The organism is Rhizobium sp. 16-488-2b (genome assembly GCF_017741815.1).
In the GTDB taxonomy this organism is placed as follows: domain Bacteria; phylum Pseudomonadota; class Alphaproteobacteria; order Rhizobiales; family Rhizobiaceae; genus Rhizobium.
This window is the reverse complement of record NZ_JAGHMF010000003.1, coordinates 121,516-142,048: the sequence shown is the minus strand read 5'-3', so window position 1 is coordinate 142,048 and position 20,533 is coordinate 121,516. Positions and strand designations below refer to the sequence as shown.

The 20,533-nt window shown below is 62.2% G+C and carries 23 protein-coding genes and 1 pseudogene; 19 read left to right on the top strand and 5 right to left on the bottom strand.

The window, feature by feature from the left end:
• Positions 1-870 precede the first annotated feature (870 nt).
• The 17 genes from trpS to J5286_RS02205 all read left to right on the top strand — a co-directional run bounded on the left by trpS (position 871) and on the right by J5286_RS02205 (position 15,314).
• Positions 871-1,935 carry a tryptophan--tRNA ligase gene (gene trpS / locus J5286_RS02285; protein WP_113198697.1) on the top strand — a complete coding sequence of 355 codons (1,065 nt, stop codon included), beginning with the start codon at positions 871-873 and terminating at the stop codon, positions 1,933-1,935.
• Positions 1,936-2,045: 110 nt separating this feature from the next.
• On the top strand, positions 2,046-2,477 hold the full coding sequence (locus tag J5286_RS02280; protein ID WP_113198698.1) for a cupin domain-containing protein: 432 nt from the start codon (positions 2,046-2,048) through the stop codon (positions 2,475-2,477).
• 88 nt (positions 2,478-2,565) lie between these two features.
• Positions 2,566-3,057 (top strand): universal stress protein, encoded by a 492-nt coding sequence (locus J5286_RS02275; protein WP_047507053.1) that lies wholly within the window; start codon positions 2,566-2,568, stop codon positions 3,055-3,057.
• Between the two features lie 110 nt (positions 3,058-3,167).
• Positions 3,168-3,734 (top strand): NifU family protein, encoded by a 567-nt coding sequence (locus tag J5286_RS02270; RefSeq protein WP_018898193.1) that lies wholly within the window; start codon positions 3,168-3,170, stop codon positions 3,732-3,734.
• A 97-nt stretch (positions 3,735-3,831) separates the two neighbouring features.
• A complete protein-coding gene (gene tsaB, locus J5286_RS02265; protein WP_209188933.1) occupies positions 3,832-4,491 on the top strand; it encodes a tRNA (adenosine(37)-N6)-threonylcarbamoyltransferase complex dimerization subunit type 1 TsaB in 660 nt (219 codons plus the stop codon).
• Entirely contained in the window at positions 4,488-4,988 is a 501-nt protein-coding gene (locus J5286_RS02260) for a GNAT family N-acetyltransferase (protein ID WP_209188931.1), read from the top strand. The genes tsaB and J5286_RS02260 overlap by 4 nt, the downstream gene beginning before the upstream one ends.
• 36 nt (positions 4,989-5,024) lie before the next feature.
• Positions 5,025-5,453, top strand: coding sequence for a Fur family transcriptional regulator (locus J5286_RS02255; RefSeq protein ID WP_018898190.1), 429 nt, complete (start codon positions 5,025-5,027; stop codon positions 5,451-5,453).
• Between the two features lie 30 nt (positions 5,454-5,483).
• Positions 5,484-6,281, top strand: a complete 798-nt coding sequence (gene olsA, locus J5286_RS02250) for a lyso-ornithine lipid O-acyltransferase (RefSeq protein ID WP_209189596.1) — start codon at positions 5,484-5,486, stop codon at positions 6,279-6,281.
• A 47-nt stretch (positions 6,282-6,328) separates the two neighbouring features.
• Positions 6,329-7,738 (top strand): tRNA (N6-isopentenyl adenosine(37)-C2)-methylthiotransferase MiaB, encoded by a 1,410-nt coding sequence (miaB, locus tag J5286_RS02245; protein WP_209188929.1) that lies wholly within the window; start codon positions 6,329-6,331, stop codon positions 7,736-7,738.
• 18 nt (positions 7,739-7,756) lie between these two features.
• Positions 7,757-8,809, top strand: a complete 1,053-nt coding sequence (locus J5286_RS02240; protein WP_111561572.1) for a PhoH family protein — start codon at positions 7,757-7,759, stop codon at positions 8,807-8,809.
• Positions 8,809-9,324, top strand: coding sequence for an rRNA maturation RNase YbeY (gene ybeY / locus J5286_RS02235; protein ID WP_018898185.1), 516 nt, complete (start codon positions 8,809-8,811; stop codon positions 9,322-9,324). Before J5286_RS02240 ends, ybeY begins: the two co-directional genes overlap by 1 nt.
• Positions 9,321-10,472, top strand: coding sequence for a hemolysin family protein (locus J5286_RS02230; RefSeq protein WP_209188927.1), 1,152 nt, complete (start codon positions 9,321-9,323; stop codon positions 10,470-10,472). The genes ybeY and J5286_RS02230 overlap by 4 nt, the downstream gene beginning before the upstream one ends.
• 77 nt (positions 10,473-10,549) lie before the next feature.
• Positions 10,550-12,154, top strand: a complete 1,605-nt coding sequence (lnt, locus tag J5286_RS02225; RefSeq protein WP_209188926.1) for an apolipoprotein N-acyltransferase — start codon at positions 10,550-10,552, stop codon at positions 12,152-12,154.
• A 151-nt stretch (positions 12,155-12,305) separates the two neighbouring features.
• Entirely contained in the window at positions 12,306-12,725 is a 420-nt protein-coding gene (locus J5286_RS02220) for a helix-turn-helix domain-containing protein (RefSeq protein ID WP_018898182.1), read from the top strand.
• A 180-nt stretch (positions 12,726-12,905) separates the two neighbouring features.
• The gene (metK, locus tag J5286_RS02215) at positions 12,906-14,147 is read left to right on the top strand and encodes a methionine adenosyltransferase (RefSeq protein ID WP_209188924.1); all 1,242 of its coding nucleotides are present in this window, start codon (positions 12,906-12,908) and stop codon (positions 14,145-14,147) included.
• 4 nt (positions 14,148-14,151) lie between these two features.
• Positions 14,152-14,853, top strand: a complete 702-nt coding sequence (gene trmB, locus J5286_RS02210; protein ID WP_047507043.1) for a tRNA (guanine(46)-N(7))-methyltransferase TrmB — start codon at positions 14,152-14,154, stop codon at positions 14,851-14,853.
• Positions 14,854-14,870: 17 nt separating this feature from the next.
• On the top strand, positions 14,871-15,314 hold the full coding sequence (locus tag J5286_RS02205; RefSeq protein WP_209188923.1) for an NUDIX domain-containing protein: 444 nt from the start codon (positions 14,871-14,873) through the stop codon (positions 15,312-15,314).
• A 35-nt stretch (positions 15,315-15,349) separates the two neighbouring features.
• Here the strand turns inward: J5286_RS02205 and J5286_RS02200 are convergent, their stop codons facing one another.
• From J5286_RS02200 to J5286_RS02190, 3 genes are all read right to left on the bottom strand, one after another.
• On the bottom strand, positions 15,350-16,009 hold the full coding sequence (locus J5286_RS02200) for a carbon-nitrogen hydrolase family protein (protein WP_348529236.1): 660 nt from the start codon (positions 16,007-16,009) through the stop codon (positions 15,350-15,352).
• A 145-nt stretch (positions 16,010-16,154) separates the two neighbouring features.
• A complete protein-coding gene (locus J5286_RS02195; protein ID WP_018898177.1) occupies positions 16,155-16,412 on the bottom strand; it encodes a BQ00720 family protein in 258 nt (85 codons plus the stop codon).
• Between the two features lie 50 nt (positions 16,413-16,462).
• A complete protein-coding gene (locus J5286_RS02190; protein WP_047507035.1) occupies positions 16,463-16,894 on the bottom strand; it encodes an Hsp20 family protein in 432 nt (143 codons plus the stop codon).
• Positions 16,895-17,170: 276 nt separating this feature from the next.
• Between J5286_RS02190 and J5286_RS02185 the strand changes: the two genes are divergently transcribed.
• Positions 17,171-18,115, top strand: coding sequence for a nucleoside hydrolase (locus J5286_RS02185; RefSeq protein WP_209188919.1), 945 nt, complete (start codon positions 17,171-17,173; stop codon positions 18,113-18,115).
• A gap of 44 nt (positions 18,116-18,159) precedes the next feature.
• Here J5286_RS02185 and grpE read toward each other — a convergent pair whose 3' ends face one another.
• A complete protein-coding gene (grpE, locus tag J5286_RS02180) occupies positions 18,160-18,780 on the bottom strand; it encodes a nucleotide exchange factor GrpE (RefSeq protein WP_018898174.1) in 621 nt (206 codons plus the stop codon).
• 219 nt (positions 18,781-18,999) lie between these two features.
• Between grpE and J5286_RS02175 the strand changes: the two are divergent.
• Positions 19,000-19,433, top strand: a pseudogene (locus tag J5286_RS02175) (GFA family protein).
• Positions 19,434-19,435: 2 nt separating this feature from the next.
• On the opposite strand, the gene hrcA reads toward J5286_RS02175, so the two are convergent.
• On the bottom strand, positions 19,436-20,524 hold the full coding sequence (hrcA, locus tag J5286_RS02170; RefSeq protein WP_018898172.1) for a heat-inducible transcriptional repressor HrcA: 1,089 nt from the start codon (positions 20,522-20,524) through the stop codon (positions 19,436-19,438).
• Between the last annotated feature and the right edge of the window lie 9 nt (positions 20,525-20,533).

The window sequence follows — 20,533 nt, the reverse complement described above, 5'->3', positions numbered from 1 at the left end:
TACCTAGTATATCAGGTGAATGCCTTATTTTACGTCGAATTACTACATTCAAGATACCTAAAATGAAGTATGAATTGCCCTTTTCGCGAGATCGACGGAGCATGTTCACAAAAAATCTTCCGTCGATTTTCCACGCGTCGAGAACCCCGCCCTACACTATCGGCGTCCCGTCATCGGATACACCGGCAGGCGTGCCGGCGAGGCGGGATCGGCGCGGAGCGTGAGGGTGAGACGCAAAACCTCATGACCCGGGTCCGCGGAAAATGATCTCCCTCCGGTGACGGCGGTTTCCCTCGCAAGAGGATGCCGAGTTGAGCCCGGACGTGCCTGTGAGGCACACATGGTTCCGCCGCGAAGTTAGGCGGAAAGGCAGAGAGATCGGAGTCGCGGATAAAAACCGCCGAACGGGGCGCTGGGAAGCGCCATATCTTACTTACTCAATCGAGGTGATTTCCAGCGCCCCGTCCGAGTGAAGTGCGTGGTGGAAACACGGGCTTTCGGGCGGCGTGGGGATTTGGTGTGTCTTTCAAGTGCGGTTTGATGGTCGAGAGGCTGTGCCGTGTGATACCCCCCTCTGCCCTGCCGGGCATCTCCCCCACAGGTGGGGAGATTGGCTGGGCGCGGTCGCTCGCTCTACCTTCATTGTTTGATTGGGGAGCAAGCCACTTGCCGATCTCCCCCCTTGTGGGGGAGATGCCCGGCAGGGCAGAGGGGGGTATCACACGGCACAACAATTACGATGGCAGGCGTCGGCCGGCCGCCACACCACCACAACCCCTTGATCACAAGCCATCCGACGTGCATAAGCCGCGACGTTAGCAACATGGGCCGTTGGCCCTGGGGCCCTCCACAAGCCTAATCGAGGACATGATGAACGAATTCAAGAAACTGGTCTTTTCGGGCGTTCAGCCGACCGGCAATCTCCATCTCGGCAACTATCTCGGCGCGATCCGCAAGTTCGTGGCGCTGCAGGACGGCAACGACTGCATCTATTGCGTCGTCGACATGCACGCGCTGACCGCGCAGCTGGTGCATGAGGACATGCCGAACCAGATCCGCTCGATCGCCGCCGCCTTCATCGCCTCCGGCATCGACCCGGTGAAGCATATCGTATTCAACCAGTCGGCCGTGCCGCAGCACGCGGAACTCGCCTGGATCTTCAACTGCGTGGCGCGCATCGGCTGGATGAACCGCATGACGCAGTTCAAGGACAAGGCCGGCAAGGACCGCGAGCAGGCCTCGCTCGGTCTCTACGCCTATCCGAGCCTGATGGCCGCCGACATTCTCGTCTATCGCGGAACGCATGTTCCCGTCGGCGACGATCAGAAGCAGCATCTGGAACTTGCCCGCGACATCGCGATGAAATTCAACCTCGATTACGCCGAGCATATCCGCAAGGCTGGATACGGGGTGGATATCACCGTCGGCAAGGAGCCGGTGCATGCCTACTTCCCGATGGTCGAGCCGATGATCGACGGCCCGGCGCCGCGCGTCATGTCGCTGCGCGACGGCACCAAGAAGATGTCGAAGTCGGACCCATCCGATCTGTCACGCATCAACCTGATGGACGACGAGGACGCGATCTCGAAGAAGATCCGCAAGGCGAAGACCGATCCGGATGGTTTGCCGAGCGAACTCGACGGCCTGCAGGGCCGCCCGGAAGCAGACAACCTCGTCGGCATCTACGCGGCACTCGCCGACACGTCGAAGGCCGAGGTGCTCGCGGAATTCGGCGGACAGCAGTTCTCGGTGTTCAAGCCGGCGCTGATCGACCTCTCGGTCAAGGTGCTTTCGCCGATCACCGCCGAGATGCGCCGCCTGATGGCCGACACCAGCCATATCGACGCGATCCTGCGCGATGGCGGCGAGCGGGCACGCGCCCGGGCCGAAGTGACGATGAAGGAAGTCCGCGACATCGTCGGCTTCCTCTACTAGCAAGTTGAGCCGGGCGGCTTCGGCCGCCCGGGCTTCTTGGGCCTCGAAGGCCCGGACTTGTCGAAAACTGGACTGCGGCGTACTCTCCTCAGAGCCATGAGGAGGCCAAGATGCGCAACCGGAACCTCATTCAGATTGGCATGATGGAGGTTCGGCTGCTGGTCGATGAGGACCAGAGCGCGGGCAGCATGGTCATGTTCGAATTCGTGGTCCCCTACCAGTCGCGCGTGCCGGCGGCGCATTATCACGAAGACGTCGACGAAGTGATCTTCGGTCTCTCCGGAACGATGACGACAACAGTCGATGGCGAGCGCTGCGAGGTGCGGGCCGGCGACACGGTGTTCATTCCGCGCGGCGTGGTCCACACGCATGAGAACCTTCACCAGGAAACGGCGCGCGCCCTGATCACCATGACACCGGGGCTGATCGGCAGGCGGTTCTTCGAGGAGATCGCCTCGGCCATCAATGTCATCGGCAAGCCCGACATCGAGCATGTGAAGGAAATCATGCTGCTCTACGGGCTCGTTGCAGCGCCACGATAGCCTCGGCCGAACACCTGTCGGTGAGCGGACAGTTTGCGGCAAAACGGGGACTTGCAAATCTCCCGGATCAAGTGTCAGAGTCGCGCTCATGGTATCAAAACGACTCTCACGGCTCGAAGGTCACCGCCGCAAGTTCATGGCCGTGATCGATGACACGCCCGAATGCCAGCGCGCCGTCCACTATGCCGGCCGGCGCGCCAAGAATTCCAATGGCGGATTGGTGCTCGTCTATGTGATCCCCGACGGCGATTTCCAGCAGTGGCTGGGGGTCGAGGAGATCATGCGGGCGGAAGCTCGCGAGGAAGCCGAAGCGGTGGTCGCCAAGTCCGCCCAGCTGGTGCGCGAGAATATCGGCATCGAGCCGGAGATCGTCATCCGCGAGGGTGGTGCGGCCGAGCAGATCAACGCCGTCATCGAGGACGACCGCGACATCGCCATTCTGGTGCTCGCCGCAAGCTCCGCCAAGGAGGGACCGGGCCCATTGGTGTCGTCGGTTGCCGGCCGGGGAGCGGCCTTTCCCATCCCCGTCACCGTCTTGCCTGATACACTGAGCGATGAGGAACTGGACGCGTTGGCATAAAGCGCTTTCTTGAGTATCAATCTCTTGAATAGCGAGGCCAAACGGCTTATTTTTACTTTTGAAGAATTCTAAATACGTCGCGGGCGCGCGCCTGCCGCACGGAGAGCACCATGTTTATCCAGACCGAAGCCACGCCGAACCCTTCCACGCAGAAGTTCCTGCCGGGCAAGATCGTCATGGAGAGCGGCACCGCCGAGTTCCGCAATCGCGAGGAAGCAGCGGCCTCGCCGCTCGCCGCGCGCCTGTTCGAGATCAATGGCGTCACCGGCGTCTATTTCGGCTATGATTTCATCAGCGTTTCCAAGGAAGACCAGGAGTGGCAGCACCTGAAGCCCGCCATCCTCGGCTCGATCATGGAGCATTTCATGTCCGGCAAGCCGGTCATGGGCGCTTCCTCCGTGCTTGGTGAAGCAGCCGATGCCGATGGCGAATTCTTCGACGAGGGTGACGAGACGATCGTTCTGACCATCAAGGAACTGCTGGAGACGCGCGTGCGTCCGGCCGTTGCCCAGGATGGCGGCGACATCACCTTCCGCGGCTTCAAGGACGGGACCGTCTATTTGAACATGAAGGGCTCGTGCGCGGGTTGCCCGTCCTCGACGGCAACGCTGAAGCACGGCGTCCAGAACCTGCTGCGCCATTTCGTGCCGGAAGTTCAGGAAGTCGAAGCCGTCTGACGAACTGAACCGACATTCGCGATGACGCGGCGTTTGCAAACGCGGCATTTTGCGATGTATGGACAGGTCAGGAACGGTTTATTCGGAAATAGATGCCATGATCATACTGGCGCTCGACACCGCAGGTGTGGATTGCGCTGCTTCTGTCTATGACAGCAGCAGGAATACGGTGCTGGGGGAGGCATCGGACATGATCGGCAAGGGGCATGCAGAGCATCTGATGGGGATTGTCGACCGCGCGCTGGATCAGGCGGGCGTTCAGCTCTCCGATGTCGAGCGCGTTGCCGTCACCATCGGTCCGGGCTCATTCACCGGCATCCGCGTCGGCGTCGCCGCCGCCCGTGGCTTTGCCCTTTCGCTCGGCGTGCCCGCCGTCGGCATCACGACGCTTGCTGTCATGGCGGAAGCCGAGCGTGAGCGCTCGCCGGGCCGACAGGTGCTGGCCGCCATGGATGCCAAGCGCAACGAGATCTATCTGCAGGCCTTCGACGCCGACGGCACGCCGCTCGATGAAGCCAGGGCCGTGACCGTCGAGGACGCGCAGGCCTTCGCGGCGTCCTTCGACGGCGTCGTCACCGGCTCGGCAACGCCGCTCCTGCGGCCTGACGCCACCGGCGAACACGCCAATCATTTCCCCATCTCCATCGTGGCGCGCCTTGCCGCTGCCGCAGACCCCTCTTCCGGAAAGCCGAAGCCACTTTATCTGCGCGGACCCGACGCCAAACCGCAGGCCGGGTTTGCGATTGCGCGAGTATGACCATGCTGGAATCCTATCTGTCGCTGAAGCCGGAATTCGAAATCATCCCTATGGATGCCGATGATTGCCATGCGGTCTCGACACTGCATGGCGAGCGCTTCGCGCGTCCCTGGGGCGATGGCGAGTTCTACAGCCTGCTCAGCCAGAACAACGTCTTCGGCTTCGTGGCGCGGCAGACCAACGCCTTCCTGAAAAAGCCGCTGCCAGGCTTCGTGCTGGCCCGCGAGGTTGCCGGCGAGGCCGAGATCCTGACGATCGCGGTGCAGGCGAAGGTCGGGCGGTCGGGTCTTGGATGGCGGCTGATGCAGGCGGCGATGCGCGAGGCCAAGCAGCGCGGCGGCGAAAGCATCTTCCTCGAGGTCGACAAGGGCAACGCTGCTGCACTCGGCCTTTACCGCAAGCTCGGTTTCGACCAGGTCGGAGAACGCCGTGGATACTACAAGGACGCCAATGGCGACGTGTCCACGGCGCTTGTCATGAAGCGCATTCTTCGCTAGTTCCGTCTTGAGACGTTGACTATCGAAAGGCTCCTGATGACGGATGTGGCAAAGACCCTCGAGGAACTCTGCACCGAGCGCGGCATGCGCATGACGGAGCAGCGTCGGGTCATTGCGCGCATTCTCGAGGAATCCGAAGACCATCCTGACGTCGAGGAGCTCTATCGCCGCTCGGTGAAGGTCGACGCCAAGATCTCGATTTCCACCGTCTACCGCACCGTCAAGCTGTTCGAGGACGCCGGCATCATCGCCCGCCACGACTTCCGCGACGGCCGCTCGCGCTACGAGACGGTGCCGGAAGAGCATCACGATCACTTGATCGACCTGAAGACCGGCGTCGTCATCGAGTTCCGCTCGCCGGAGATCGAGGCGCTGCAGGAGCGGATCGCCCGCGAGCACGGTTTCACGCTGGTGGATCACCGGCTCGAGCTCTACGGCATACCGCTCAAGAAGGACGATCACTGATATCATGCGTGCAGCCGCGGAGTGTTCGACTTGATCGCCTGGCTGCGCGTCGCCCTCGCCGGCATCGTCATTCTCATCGCCAGCATCCTGCTCATGCCCTGGCAGCTTCTTGCCCTGCGCTATGACTGGAAGATGCGCCGCTGGCTGCCGCGCGTCTGGCACCGCATCATCTGCTTCTGTCTCGGCATTCGTGTGCGGGTCCACGGCCAGATGGAAACACACCGGCCGCTGATGCTGTGCGCCAACCATTCCTCGTGGATGGACATCATGGTGCTGTCCTCGATCGCCGACGTCGCCTTCATCGCCAAGAACGAGGTGCGCGACTGGCCGATCTTCGGCACGCTCGCCAAGTTGCAGAAGAGCGTGTTCGTGGTGCGCGAGGAAAAGCGCAACACCGGCAACCAGGTGAGCGAGATCGCCGCGCGCATGGCAGACGGCGAGATCGTGGTGCTGTTTCCCGAGGGCACGACGTCTGATGGCAACCGGCTGCTCGAGGTGAAATCCTCGCTGTTCGGTGCCGCCGCCATGGCCGTACCCGCTTCGCCCACCGGCACTGTCATCGTGCAGCCCGTGGCGGTCGCCTATACCGGCGTGCACGGGCTTCCGATGGGCCGCTACCACCGCCCGCTCGCCTCCTGGCCCGGCGATGTCGAGATGCTGCCGCACCTCAAAGACATGCTCCGCTGCGGCGCCTTCGACGTCGACGTCCACTTCGGCGAAGCCGTCTCCTACAGCGCCGAGACCAACCGCAAACAGGTGAGCGCCACGATCGCCCAACGCATCCGCGCCATGCTGGGTGCGGCGCTTAGAGGCCGGGGCGCAGGGTGAGGCAAGATTCCCTTTTCTCCCGGCGCAAAAACCACTAAATAGCCGGCATGACCCAGGACAGCGCCCTCCTCCCGGCCCCGGAGACCAATCTCCGTGATGGCAGCAACAGCCGCAAGGTTTTCATCAAGACCTATGGCTGTCAGATGAACGTTTATGACTCCACGCGCATGAGCGATGCTCTGGCACGCGACGGCTACGAGCCGACGGAGGACATGGAGCAGGCCGATCTCGTGCTGCTCAACACCTGTCATATCCGCGAGAAGGCGGCCGAGAAGGTTTACTCGGCACTCGGCCGGCTGCGCGACATGAAGAAGGAGCGCAACAAAGAGGGTCGCGAGTTCATGATCGGCGTGGCCGGTTGCGTGGCGCAGGCCGAAGGCGAGGAGATTCTGCGCCGGGCGCCCGCCGTCGATGTCGTCATCGGGCCGCAGACCTATCATCGCCTGCCGGAAGCGCTGCGCCGCGCCAAGGAAGGGCAGCGCATCGTCGATACGGAATATGCGCTAGAAGACAAGTTCGAGCACCTGCCGATCGCCGAAAAGACCAAGATCCGGGCGCGCGGCGTCACCGCGTTCCTGACCGTGCAGGAAGGCTGCGACAAGTTCTGCACCTTCTGCGTGGTGCCCTATACGCGCGGCTCGGAAGTGTCGCGCCCGGTCTCGCAGATCGTCGAGGAAGCGCAGAAGATGGTCGAGGGCGGCGTGCGCGAGATCACGCTGCTCGGCCAGAACGTCAATGCCTGGCACGGCCTGGGTCCCAACGGCCAGGAATGGACGCTGGGCGACCTGCTCTACCGGCTGGCCGAAATCCCCGGCCTTGCCCGCCTTCGTTACACCACCAGCCATCCGCGCGACATGGACGACCGATTGATCGAGGCGCACCGCGACCTCAGAGCGCTGATGCCCTACCTGCATCTTCCGGTGCAGGCGGGCTCCGACCGGATCCTGAAAGCGATGAACCGCCGCCACACCGCTGCCGAGTATCTGACGCTGGTCGAGCGCATCCGCGCCGCGCGTCCCGATATCGCGCTCTCGGGCGACTTCATCGTCGGTTTTCCGGGGGAGACAGATGCCGATTTTGAGGATACACTCAAACTCGTTGAGAAGGTCCGCTATGCGCAGGCCTTTTCGTTCAAATACTCGACGCGGCCGGGTACGCCCGGCGCTGATCTGAAGGACCAAGTGCCGGAAGAGATCAAGGCAGAAAGGCTCGAACGCCTGCAGGCGCTTCTCCTGAAGCAGCAGCAGGAATTTGCCGAATCCTGCGTCGGGAAGACCATCGAACTGTTGCTCGAAAAGCCCGGTCGCATGTCTCAACAACTTATCGGCCGTTCCCCCTGGCTTCAGTCGGTGAATGTTGATGCAAAAGCATCGCAAATCGGTGACATTATTAAAGTGCGAATCACAGGTACCGGACCCAACAGCCTGTTTTCCGAGATGGTAGAGGCTGGTGCCTAACTCAAGGAGCTCGACCGCTTGAACGGACAAGAATTGGTTTCTTCTTCACCGCGCCACCCACGCATCGCGAGCGACGCCAATCACTTTATTCTGACGTTCGAAAACAATCGGTTCGCCAGCGAACTGTTTGGTCAATTCGACCAGAACCTCAAGCTTCTCGAGGAACGCCTGAACATCGACGCCCGAGCGCGAGGCAACTCCGTCGTGATCTCGGGTGACATCGTCACCACCAACCAGGCGCGCCGCACGCTGGACTATCTCTATGACAAGCTCCAGAAGGGCGGCAGCGTGGAACGCTCCGACGTCGAGGGCGCGATCCGCATGGCTGTTGCAGCCGACGATCAGCTGAGCCTGCCGACGATGGAGAAGAAGGCCAAGCTGACAATGGCGCAAGTCTCCACGCGCAAGAAGACCATCATTGCCCGCACGCCGACGCAGGATGCCTATCTGCGTGCGCTTGAGCGCTCCGAACTCGTCTTCGGCTGTGGCCCCGCCGGTACCGGCAAGACCTATCTCGCTGTTGCCCACGCCGCCCAGCTTCTGGAGCGCGGCGTCGTCGAAAAGATCATTCTCTCCCGCCCGGCCGTCGAAGCCGGCGAGCGCCTGGGCTTCCTGCCCGGCGACATGAAGGAGAAGGTCGATCCCTATCTGCGTCCGCTCTATGACGCGCTCTATGACATGATGCCAGCCGACAAAGTCGATCGTGCCATCACCGCCGGCGTCATCGAAATCGCGCCGCTGGCCTTCATGCGCGGACGCACGCTGTCCAACGCCGCCGTCATCCTCGACGAAGCGCAGAACACGACGTCGATGCAGATGAAGATGTTCCTGACGCGTCTCGGCGAAAACTCGCGCATGATCGTGACCGGCGACCCAAGCCAGATCGATCTGCCGCGCGGCGTCAAGTCGGGCCTGGTCGAGGCGCTGCAGCTCCTGAACGGTGTTGAGGGCATCTCGATCATCCGCTTCAAGGACACCGATGTCGTGCGCCATCCGCTGGTCGGCCGCATCGTTCGCGCCTACGACGCCACCTATCTAACGGACACACCAGAGGCCGCGCAGCAGGACTGATGGCCGAACTCGACATACAGATCAGCATCGAGGAGGGCGAATGGCCCTCCGAAGACGCGCTTCACGCGCTGGCCGACCGCGTGCTGGAAACGGCCGCGACCTATCTGCGCGAAACCGAGAAGCAGCCGTTTCCGAAAATGGTCCCCGAGGTGTCGCTGGTCTTCACCGACGACGCCTCCATCCAGGACATCAACGCGGAATGGCGCGGCAAGGACAAGCCGACCAACGTGCTTTCATTCCCCGCCTTCCCGGTTCAGCCGGGCAAGGTTCCGGGGCCGATGCTTGGCGATATCATCATCGCCAGGGAGACCGTTGCCCGTGAGGCGGTCGAGCTCGAGAAGAGCTTCGACGACCATCTCACCCACCTAATGGTGCACGGCTTCTTGCATCTCTTCGGTTACGATCATAATAATGATACCGAAGCCGAGATAATGGAGGGGCTGGAGACTCGCATTTTGGCGAAACTCGGCCTATCTGACCCATACGAGGGTCAAGACCTTAAAATGGAACCATGAGCGACTTTACGACGAGACCGGCCACCGAGGCCAAGGACACCGCCGATCAATCATCCTCAGACGAGGGTGGCAGTAGTAGCAGGCAGTCCGGACGATCCCAATCCTTCTGGTCGCGGGCTGCCCGCATATTGAGGCCGCAGCAGGGTTCGCGCATCCGCGAAGACCTTGCCGACGCGCTGATGACCGACGCGGCCGATGGCGATGCCTTCTCCGCCGACGAGAAGGCGATGCTCAACAACATCCTGCGCTTCCGGGAAGTGCGCGTTGCCGACGTGATGGTGCCGCGTGCCGATATCGAGGCGGTGGACCAGACGATCACCATCGGCGAGCTGATGATCCTGTTCGAGGAATCCGGCCGCTCGCGCATGCCCGTCTATGCCGAAACGCTGGATGATCCGCGCGGGATGGTGCACATCCGCGATCTCCTCTCCTACGTCGCCAAGCAGGCGCGCAACAAGCGCCGCGGATCGACCAAGGCCGCCAAGGGCGCCGAGCCGATCGTCGAGGTCGCGCTGGAGAACCTGCAGAAGGCGCCTCGCTCGGCCAAGCCGAACTTCGACCTCGCCCGCGTGGACCTGCAGAAGACGCTTTCCGAAGCGGGCATCATCCGCAAGATCCTGTTCGTCCCGCCCTCGATGCTGGCCTCCGACCTCTTGCGCCGCATGCAGGTGAACCGCACGCAGATGGCGCTCGTCATCGACGAATATGGCGGCACCGACGGGCTGGCCTCGCATGAAGACATCGTGGAAATGGTCGTCGGCGACATCGACGACGAGCATGACGACGAAGAAGTCATGTTCAAGCGGGTCTCCGAGGACATGTTCGTGGCCGACGCCCGCGTCGAGCTCGAGGATATCGCCGAAGCGATCGGCCCCGATTTCGACATCACCGAGCAGGTCGACGAAGTCGATACGCTGGGCGGGCTGATCTTCTCCGAGCTTGGGCGCATTCCCGTGCGCGGCGAAGTCGTTCAGGCGCTGCCGGGCTTCGAGTTCCACATCCTCGACGCCGACCCGCGCCGCATCAAGCGCGTGCGGATTACCCGCAAGCGCCAGGCGATCCGCCGGCGCGCGAAGAGCGATGGTGACGGCGCAATCGGTCTCGACCACGGCGACGAGCGGCAGAGCGAGACGCCGACGGCAAACTGATCAGTGCCAACCACGACAACGGGCGGCTTTTTTGAAACACTGCGACCTCAGTTGATTCGCGGATTGGTGGGGTGCGCATGGAGCGAATTGCCGACAGGGTCATCCTGGTCTGGGGCTACAAGAGAGTGCTGCTGGCGATCCTCGCCGGGGCATTCGGCGTTCTGGCCCTCCCGCCCATCGGCTTCTTCGCCGCGATGTTCGTCTCCTTCACGCTGCTGGTCTGGCTGATCGATGGTGCGGCCGCCGCACCCGACAGCGGCATCATCGGGCGCCTCTGGCCATCCTTCGTCACCGGCTGGCTGTTCGGCTTCGGTTACTTCGTCGCCGGTCTCTGGTGGCTCGGGCATGCGCTGATGATCGATGCCGAGGAATTCGCCTGGGCGCTGCCGCTGGCGATCTTCGGGCTTCCGGCCGTGCTGGCGATCTTCTACGGCCTGGCCACAGCGCTCGCCCGCATCCTCTGGTCCGACGGGGTCGGGCGGATCGCAGCGCTGGCGGCGAGCTTCGGCCTGCTGGAATGGGCGCGCAGCGTGCTCTTCACCGGCTTCCCGTGGAACGCCATCGGCTATGGCATGACGCCGGTGCCCGTGATGATGCAGTCGGCCCATATCATCGGGATCATGGGCATCACCGCGCTGTCGGTCTTCGTCTTCGCCGCCCCTGCCCTCATCGGCACCAAGCAGGGCGCCAAAACCGGCGTTTCGCTGGCGCTGCTGCTGCTTGCCGCGCATGTCGGATATGGCGCCTATGTGCTTTACGGCGCACCGAAGCCTGTTGCCGCCGCTAGCGACAAGAGCCCCGTCATCCGCCTCGTGCAGCCGATGATCGACCAGAGCGCCAAGATGGACAGCGACGCCGACCGCGCCGCGATCTTCGAGAAGCACCTGAAACTCTCGGCCGAGGCGCCCAAGGATGGTGGACGCAAGCCCGATATCATCGTCTGGCCGGAGACGGCGATCCCCTTCATCCTGACCGACAACCAGGATGCGCTGACGCGGATCGCCGATACGCTCGATGACAACCAGGTGCTGCTGGCCGGCGCCGTGCGCGCCGAGGACATGGGTCCCGGCAATCCGCCGCGCTACTACAATTCGATCTACGTGATCGACGGGCGCGGCCAGATCATCGCCGCCTCGGACAAGGTGCACCTCGTGCCGTTCGGCGAATACATGCCGTTCGAGAGCCTTCTCAGCGAGTTCGGCATCCAGAACATCGTCGAGATGCCCGGCGGCTTTTCGGCGGCCGCCACGCGCCAGCTGCTGACGCTGCCAAGCGGACTGAAGCTCTATCCGCTGGTCTGCTACGAGATCATTTTCCCCGGCGAAATGACCGGCGACATCGGCTCGGCATCGGCCATTTTGAACATCACCAACGATGCCTGGTTCGGCGCCACGCCAGGACCCTATCAGCACTTCCAGCAGGCCCGCGTTCGGGCCGTGGAAACGGGTCTGCCGCTGATTCGCGACGGCAATAGCGGCATTTCCGCCCTTGTCAGCCCCCGTGGCGAAATTATTGCAGGTCTTTCGCTCAATGAGACCGGCTTTATTGACGCAACCCTTGATAGTTTCGCCTCTCCGGCCCATCCGCCGCTGTCACGCGAAACGTACTTCTGGTTGATCGAAACACTTCTGCTTGCAATTGCACTGGCTTCGCGTTTTGGTTTTGTTTTCAAGCGTAATTGACCGAAAACCCCTAAAATTGCATAGTGGTTAGGATCGGCATTCTTAACGTATGGTTCAAGGTGAGTGTATCACACTTTGCAACGTGGCGTTTTGGGGATGGGTTTGGGCGTGCCGGTTTAAACAAGGGCAGAATTATTGTTAGGGCAGCACCATGATTGAGAACAAGAAGAAGCCGAACCCGATCGACATTCACGTCGGCAGCCGTATTCGCCTTCGCCGGACTATGCTTGGAATGAGCCAGGAAAAGCTTGGGGAAAGCCTTGGCATTACATTCCAGCAGATCCAGAAATACGAAAAAGGCACCAACCGCGTCGGCGCGAGCCGGCTGCAGAACATCTCCAGCATTCTGAACGTTCCGGTCTCCTTCTTCTTCGAGGATGCGCCCGGCGAGAACGCTGGCATGGCGGGTGGCATGGCGGAAGCCTCCAGCTCCAACTACGTGGTCGACTTCCTGTCCTCCTCGGAAGGGCTGCAGCTGAACCGCGCCTTCGTGAAGATCACCGATCCCAAGGTGCGCCGGAAGGTCGTCGAACTGGTCAAGGCGCTGGCCGCCGAAGCCGACTCCGAATAAGCATCCCTCATAAGTCACAATAGAGAAAGCGGTCGTAAAGGCCGCTTTTTTGCGTTTTTTGGGCAAAATTTGTCACTTCGTCGCAGATATAAAGATATATTTATGTCCTTCTGCGCTTGTTTTTCGGCCCTGAACTGAGTACCACTACCGAGCTTTTTATTCTTTGAGGGGAATCCCGGAATGCGTGCCAATTACCTCTTCACCAGCGAATCCGTAGCCGAAGGTCACCCGGACAAGGTCTGCGACCGCATCTCCGACGAGATCGTGGATCTGGTGTACCGCGAAGCCGCCAAGACCGGCATCAACCCATGGGGCGTGCGCATCGCATGCGAAACGCTGGCAACCACCAACCGCGTGGTCATCGCCGGTGAAGTTCGCCTGCCGCCGAGCCTGATGAAGAAGGACAAGAACGGCGCCGACGTCATCAACCCGTCGAAGTTCAAGACCGCCGCACGCCGCGCCATCAAGGACATCGGCTACGAGCAGGACGGCTTCCACTGGAAGACCGCCAAGATCGACGTTCTCCTGCACTCTCAGTCGGCCGACATCGCGCAGGGCGTCGATAACGCCGCCGACCAGCAGGGCGACGAAGGTGCCGGCGACCAGGGCATCATGTTCGGCTACGCCTGCAAGGAAACGCCGGATCTCATGCCGGCACCGATCTACTACTCGCACAAGATCCTGCAGCTGCTCGCCGCCGCCCGCAAGGCTGGCAACGGCGACGCCGCCAAGCTCGGCCCGGACGCCAAGAGTCAGGTCACCGTTCGCTACGTCGACGGCCACCCGGCCGAGGTCACCTCGATCGTTCTCTCCACGCAGCACCTCGACGACAGCTGGGATTCGAAGAAGGTTCGCGCCGTCGTCGAGCCATATATCCGCGAAGCTCTCGGCGACCTGCCGATCGCCGACGATTGCAAGTGGTACATCAACCCGACCGGCAAGTTCGTCATCGGCGGCCCTGACGGCGACGCCGGCCTGACCGGCCGCAAGATCATCGTCGACACCTACGGCGGTGCGGCTCCGCACGGCGGCGGCGCATTCTCCGGCAAGGACACGACCAAGGTCGACCGTTCTGCAGCCTACGCGGCTCGCTACCTCGCCAAGAACGTCGTGGCAGCCGGCCTTGCCGAGAAGTGCACGATCCAGATCTCCTACGCCATCGGCGTTGCCCAGCCGCTGTCGATCTATGTCGACCTGCACGGCACCGGCAACAAGGTGACGGAAGACCAGGTCGAAGCGGCGATCCGCAAGACCATGGACCTGTCTCCGACGGGCATTCGTCGTCACCTCGACCTCAACAAGCCGATCTACGCCAAGACCTCGGCATACGGCCATTTCGGCCGCAAGGCTGGCCGTGACGGCTCGTTCTCCTGGGAGAAGACCGACCTGGTGAAGCCGCTCAAGGAAGCGATCAAGGCTTAAGACGATGACTGACATGGAACGTCGCGGACGCGCGACCGAGGCTTTCTTCGGTCGCCGCAAGGGTAAGGCACTTCGCGGACAACAGGCGGAGAAGCTCAGCACCCTCTTGCCGGCGTTCATCATCGACCTCTCGGCGGCTCCCCCGGAGCCGCTGAGCACTCTCTTTCCCGTCGAGACCAACCGGCTGCGTCTGGAGATCGGCTTCGGCGGCGGCGAGCATCTGATCCACCGCGCGATCGAGACCCCTTCGACCGGCTTCATCGGCGTCGAGCCCTTCATCAATTCGATGCAGAAGCTGCTCGCCAGCGTCGACAATGCCGGCGCCCGCAACGTCCGCGTCTACAACGACGATGCGACACAGCTGCTCGACTGGCTGCCGGATGGATCGATCGACCAGATCGACCTGCTCTACCCGGATCCCTGGCCGAAGCGGAAGCACTGGAAGCGCCGCTTCGTCTCCAAGACCAATCTCGACCGCTTTCACCGCGTGCTGAAGCCCGGCGGCCTGTTCTGCTTCGCCTCCGACATCGACACCTATGTGAACTGGACGCTGCTCAAATGCCGCGACCACGGCGGCTTCGACTGGCAGGCCAGCAACGCGGCCGACTGGCTGACGCCCTACGAGGGCTGGCCGAGCACGCGCTACGAGGCAAAGGCCCGACGCGAAGGGCGCTCCTCGGCCTATCTGACGTTCAAGCGCGTCTGATCAAGCGAGGTCGGCGAATGGCATCTTATCTTACCGACCTTCGCCGCCTCATCGGCAATCGCCTTATCCTGCTTCCCGCCGTCGCCGCCGTCATCCACGACGAGGCGGGCCGCCTGCTGCTGCAGGAAAAATCATCCGGAGAAGCATGGAGCCTGCCCGCTGGCGCGATCGAGCCGGGCGAGACGCCGCAGGAAGCCATTACCCGTGAAGTCATGGAAGAGACCGGGCTTGCAGTCACCTCGACCAGCATTCTCGGCGTCTTGGGCGGACACGAGTTCAGATATGTTTATCCGAATGGCGACCAGGTCGAGTATGTCGTGACGCTGTTCAAGTGCCGTGTTGGCGGCGGCAACGGCGTCTGGACGGACAGCGAGACCAAATCCATCCGACACTTCACACGAGACGACATGCCGCCGCTGGCGCTGCCTTATCCGATGTCCATGCTGTTTGGCCAAGACTGAGCATCGGGACTGATCATCGGCTTAGGCCGGTAGCGTCAATCAATATCCAGCAGGATAGCGCCCTCCTCCCATTCAGGCACCTTGCTCGCGATCACGCCATCCGGCCCGACGCTAAGCGTGCAGCCGCAGCTCATCCAGCCATCTCCCCTGTCGCCGACGACATCGGAGGAGATGACCCAGCTGCCCGTGCGGACCGCGCAGGCGCGAAGGCTCTCAATCGCGGGCTCGCGCCATTGATCCACCTTGTGCGCCCGGATCATCATGTTGAGCGGCGCGCAGACGACGGAGGCGCCGTTTGCCACGATGGCATCGGAGAATGCCGGATCGCGGAAGTCGCTGCAGATATTGATGCCGAAGCCTCGACCGGCTCTTCGCCAGACGGGAAATGCATCGCCCGGCGTGCAACCATCTTCCAGCGGGTTGGCCTTGGCGTATACCCCCACCACAGCGCCGCTCTCGATCAGCATGGCGCTGTTGTAAACCAGATCACCGCGACGCTCGACAAAGCCGACGATCGCCGCTGTCCTGATGGAACGGAGCGGCGTAAGCAGCTTGCGCAGCGCCGGATCATCGACGCTGAGCGCGCGCCGCTCGTTGATCGAGCGGTCGTAGCTGTGGCCCTGGAGGTAGCATTCGGGAAAGATGGCGAGATCGGCGCCGTGGCTATCGGCCCATGTCAGGTCGCGCAGGACCACGCCCGCCGCCTTCTCAGCGTCATCGAAAATGGGGAAACGCTGAAAGGACGCTATTCGCATGAGATGGGGCGTAGCATGAGTCGCCCCTCAAAAACAAAACAACGGCGCTCCGGGGAACGCCGTCTGTTTTCATGCTGACCCGCCTTTAGTGCAGGCTGACCGTCTTCAACTCGTCTTCAGCGGCCTTGAAGAAGGTGCTGGAGCGGTTGTCCGTGAGGAGGATCGGGGTTCCGTCTGCGCCGAAGAGCGCCCATAGATCGACGTTCGGATCGATATCGGGAGCTTCCGGAAAACACCGGGGAACATCCTCGGAGCGGATTTTCCTGATATAGGCGACCTCGCCGTTGCCGATGCCGGCAAGCTCGGTCTTGGTCAGGTGCGAATTGGCTTCTTTCATCAACATTCCTGTACCTCCAGAGAGAAGGGACCAACGGTGCGATTTGCGCCGTTGTCCTACTGTGGGACCGAAATGTTAATTTTCTTCACCATACGCGACGGCTCCGGACGAATGAGATCCACCGACAGCAGGCCGTTCTTCAGGCCCGCGCCAAGAACCTGCATGCCATCGGCCAGCACGAAAGTGCGCTGGAATTGCCTGGCTGCGATGCCGCGATAGAGATATTCCCGCTCGCCCTGCTCGACCTGACGGCCACGGATGACCAGCTGGTTTTCCTCGACGGAGATGTCGAGTTCCTCCTCGCTGAAGCCGGCGACAGCCAGCGTGATGCGCAAGCGCTCCGGATCATCGGTGATGCGGTCGGCGGCGAGGCGCTCGATATTGTAGGGGGGATATCCGTCACTCGCCTTGGAAATCCGCTCCAGCGTCTTTTCCATGGCGTCGAAACCCAGCAACAGCGGGCTGGCGAAAGGCGTCATACGGCTCATCAGCGTTCCAAGTCCTTGATGCAAGCGACCCTTCCGGACCTGAAGACAGCATCCGGATGTTGCTAATATGGGAACGAATGCTGTCATTCGCAAGACAGGGCGCAAGACAGGGAAGCAAGACGTGCGCCTCTCCCAGCACGCGACTGCACCGCCTTGACAAAGCTTGCCGCGCCTCGCATCAAATCCTGCCCCGCGCCGGCTGTGCCGATTTGCGCCGGGAAGATAAACAGATGGTGCATGCATCGACATATGCACCGGGAGGATGGGACGAACGGAATGGCAAACCCGAGAAAGATCATTATCGACACCGACCCCGGTCAGGACGATGCGGCCGCGATCATGCTGGCCTTCGGCAGCCCTGAGGAACTGGAACTGCTCGGCATCACCACCGTCGCCGGCAACGTGCCGCTCTCCTATACCAGCCGCAATGCGCGCATCGTCTGCGAGCTCTGCGGCAAGACCGACACCAAGGTTTTCGCCGGCGCCGACAAGCCGATCGCGCGGCCGCTCGTCACCGCCGAGCATGTGCATGGCAAGACCGGCCTCGACGGCCCCGAGCTGGACGAGCCGACCATGCCTTTGCAGGCGGGCCACGCCGTCGACTTCATCATCGAGACGCTGCGCAGCGAGCCGGAAGGCACGGTAACGCTCTGCACACTCGGACCATTGACGAATGTCGGCCTCGCCTTCCAGAAGGCGCCAGATATCATCGGCCGCGTGCGCGAGCTCGTCATGATGGGAGGCGGCTATTCCGAGGGCGGCAACATCACGCCGGCGGCCGAATTCAACATCTATGTCGATCCCGAGGCAGCCGATATCGTGTTCCGCTCCGGCGTACCGATCGTGATGATGCCGCTCGACGTGACGCACAAGCTCTTGACGCTGAAGTCGCGCGTCAAGCGCATGGCCGAGATCGGCACGCGACCGGCGATCGCGATGGTGGAGATGCTGGAATTCTTCGAGCGCTTCGATATCGAGAAATACGGCTCGGACGGCGGCCCGCTGCACGACCCGACGGTCGTTGCCTATCTGCTGAAGCCGGAGCTGTTCAAGGGACGGGTCTGCAATGTCGAGATCGAGGTAAAGTCCGAGCTGACCGTCGGCATGACCGTGGTCGACTGGTGGCACGTGACCGACCGCAAGCGCAACGCGACCGTGATGCGCGATGTCGACGCGGACGGCTTCTTCGATCTCCTGATCGAACGCTTCGCCCGCATCTGACTATCTTGAATGAGATCAGGCCCGCTCAGGCGGGCCCGATTGGATTAGGCGTCCTTCTGGTCGAAGACCGAGTTGGTTTCGGCTTCGACGATCTTCGGGCCGCCCTTGGCGACGCCGACCATGGCGGGGCGCAATACGCGTTCGCCGATGGAATAGCCGGCCTGGACGACCTGGACGACGGTGTTGTTGGGCACGTCGGGGTTCGGCACTTCGAACATCGCCTGGTGGAAGTTCGGGTCGAACTTCTGGCCGACTGGCTCCAGCTTGCGCACGCCGTGGCGCTCCAGCGTCGACAGCATCGAGCGCTCGGTCATCTCGACACCTTCGATCAGCGTCGTCAGGCCGGCATCGGCGCCAGCGCGGGCCTCTTCCGGAATGGCGTCGAGCGCGCGGCGCAGGTTGTCGGAGACAGCCAGCATGTCGCGGGCGAAGCCGGCTGCGGAATAGGACTTGGCGTCCTTGACTTCGCGCTCGGTGCGGCGACGCAGATTGTCCATGTCGGCGGCGAGGCGCAGATAGCGGTCGCGCAGCTCGGCATTCTCAGCCTTCAGGAGCTCGATCGGATCGGGCTCGGCTGCGGTCTCGTTCTCGACGTTTGCGGCGGCGTCGGCTGCGGCTTCTTCCGCGGCTGCGTCAGGTCCGTTCTTCGTCGTCTCGTCAGTCATGACGTTCTCCGGTCATTGGTGGCTTTTGGATGTGCCCGATATCGAACTTTGAACATCAAAAATCAAGTCTGCGTGACGAAGAAGGTCGGAAACACAGGCATGTTCGGCCCGTGACGACCGCATATGAAAGCGACAGCGAGGCGGCAGCCACATGTCATTCTTACTTTCGCAAAGGCTGATATGGTGCGACACTCATCTCCCAACCTGGGAGGTGCTGAGATGGCCGACGAAAACGTCTATGTCGGGAAATGCTTTTGCGGTGCCGTGGAACTGACCGTGACCGGCACGCCTGTCGCGATGGGCTATTGCCATTGTCGCTCCTGCCAGCACTGGTCGGCCGGGCCGATCAACACCTTCACGCTCGGCAGCCGCAGGCGGTTCGGGTCACCAAGGGTGGCGAGCATGTGGAGAGCTTCCAGAAGACCGATTACAGCGTGCGCAAATTCTGCGACACCTGCGGCGGGCATCTCTACAGCGAGCATCCGCTCTGGGGCGTGACCGACGTCTATGCGCCCGTTATCCCCGATCTCGATTACAAGCCGACCATGCATGTGAACTACGAAGACACCATCCTGCACGTGAAGGACGGGCTGCCGAAGTTCAAGGACATGCCTTCGGAGATGGGCGGTTCCGGCGTGCAGCTGCCGGAATAGCGTTATTTGGACGGGCGCGAGAGCCTCGCCATCAGCTGTGCGGTGTAATCGACCATCGGCACGATGCGCGAATAGTTGAGCCGCGTCGGGCCGATGACGCCGACGGCGCCGACGATGCGGTCGTCCTCGTCGCGATAGGGTGCGACGATCAGCGAGGAGCCGGAGAGCGAGAAGAGCTTGTTTTCCGAGCCGATGAAGATGCGCACGCCAGGGCCGCTTTCGGCCAGATTCAGCAGCTCCAGCAGGCTGTCCTTCTTCTCGAGATCATCGAACAGCATGCGCAGGCGATCGAGATCATCCGGATTGCCCAGCCCCTCCAAGAGATTGGCGCGGCCGCGGATGATGAGCTGCGCCGGCTTGCCTTCATCCGCGCTGCCGGACCAGACGGCGATGCCGCGCTCCACCAGATCCTGCGACAGCGCGTCGAGCTCGTGGCGCACATCAGCCTTCAAGCGACCGAGCTGGCTGCGCAGTTCGGGCAGCGTCTGGCCGGTCATGTGGGCGTTGAGGAAGTTCGCGGCTTCGGTGAGCTGCGAGGAGGTGACGCCGGCGGGCAGTTCGATGATGCGGTTCTCGACCTGGTCGTGATCGCCGACGAGAACGGCCAGCGCCTTGGTGGGCTCCAGGCGAATGAACTCGACGTGCTTGAGCACGGGATCGCTCTTCGAGGTGATGACGAGACCGGCGCCGCGCGACATGCCCGACAGCATGCGGCTTGCCTCGTTCATCATCGCTTCCATCGGGCCATCACGGCTTTCCGCCCGCACCTGCCGGTCGATATTGGCGCGATCCTCGGCGGAGAGATCTCCGACCTGCATGAAGGCATCGACGAAGAAGCGCAGGCCCACTTGCGTTGGCAAGCGGCCGGCGCTGACATGCGGGGAATAGACGAGGCCGAGCTCTTCCAGATCGCTCATGACATTGCGCACGGAGGCCGGCGACAGCGACATGGGCAGGATGCGCGAAAGATTGCGCGAGCCCAGCGGCTCGCCCGTCTCCAGATAGCCCTCGACGATGCGACGGAAGATTTCCTTGGAGCGTTCGTCCAGCGCGGCAACGGCGTCCGAAATCGTCGACGACCTGAATTCCATTAAGCCTTG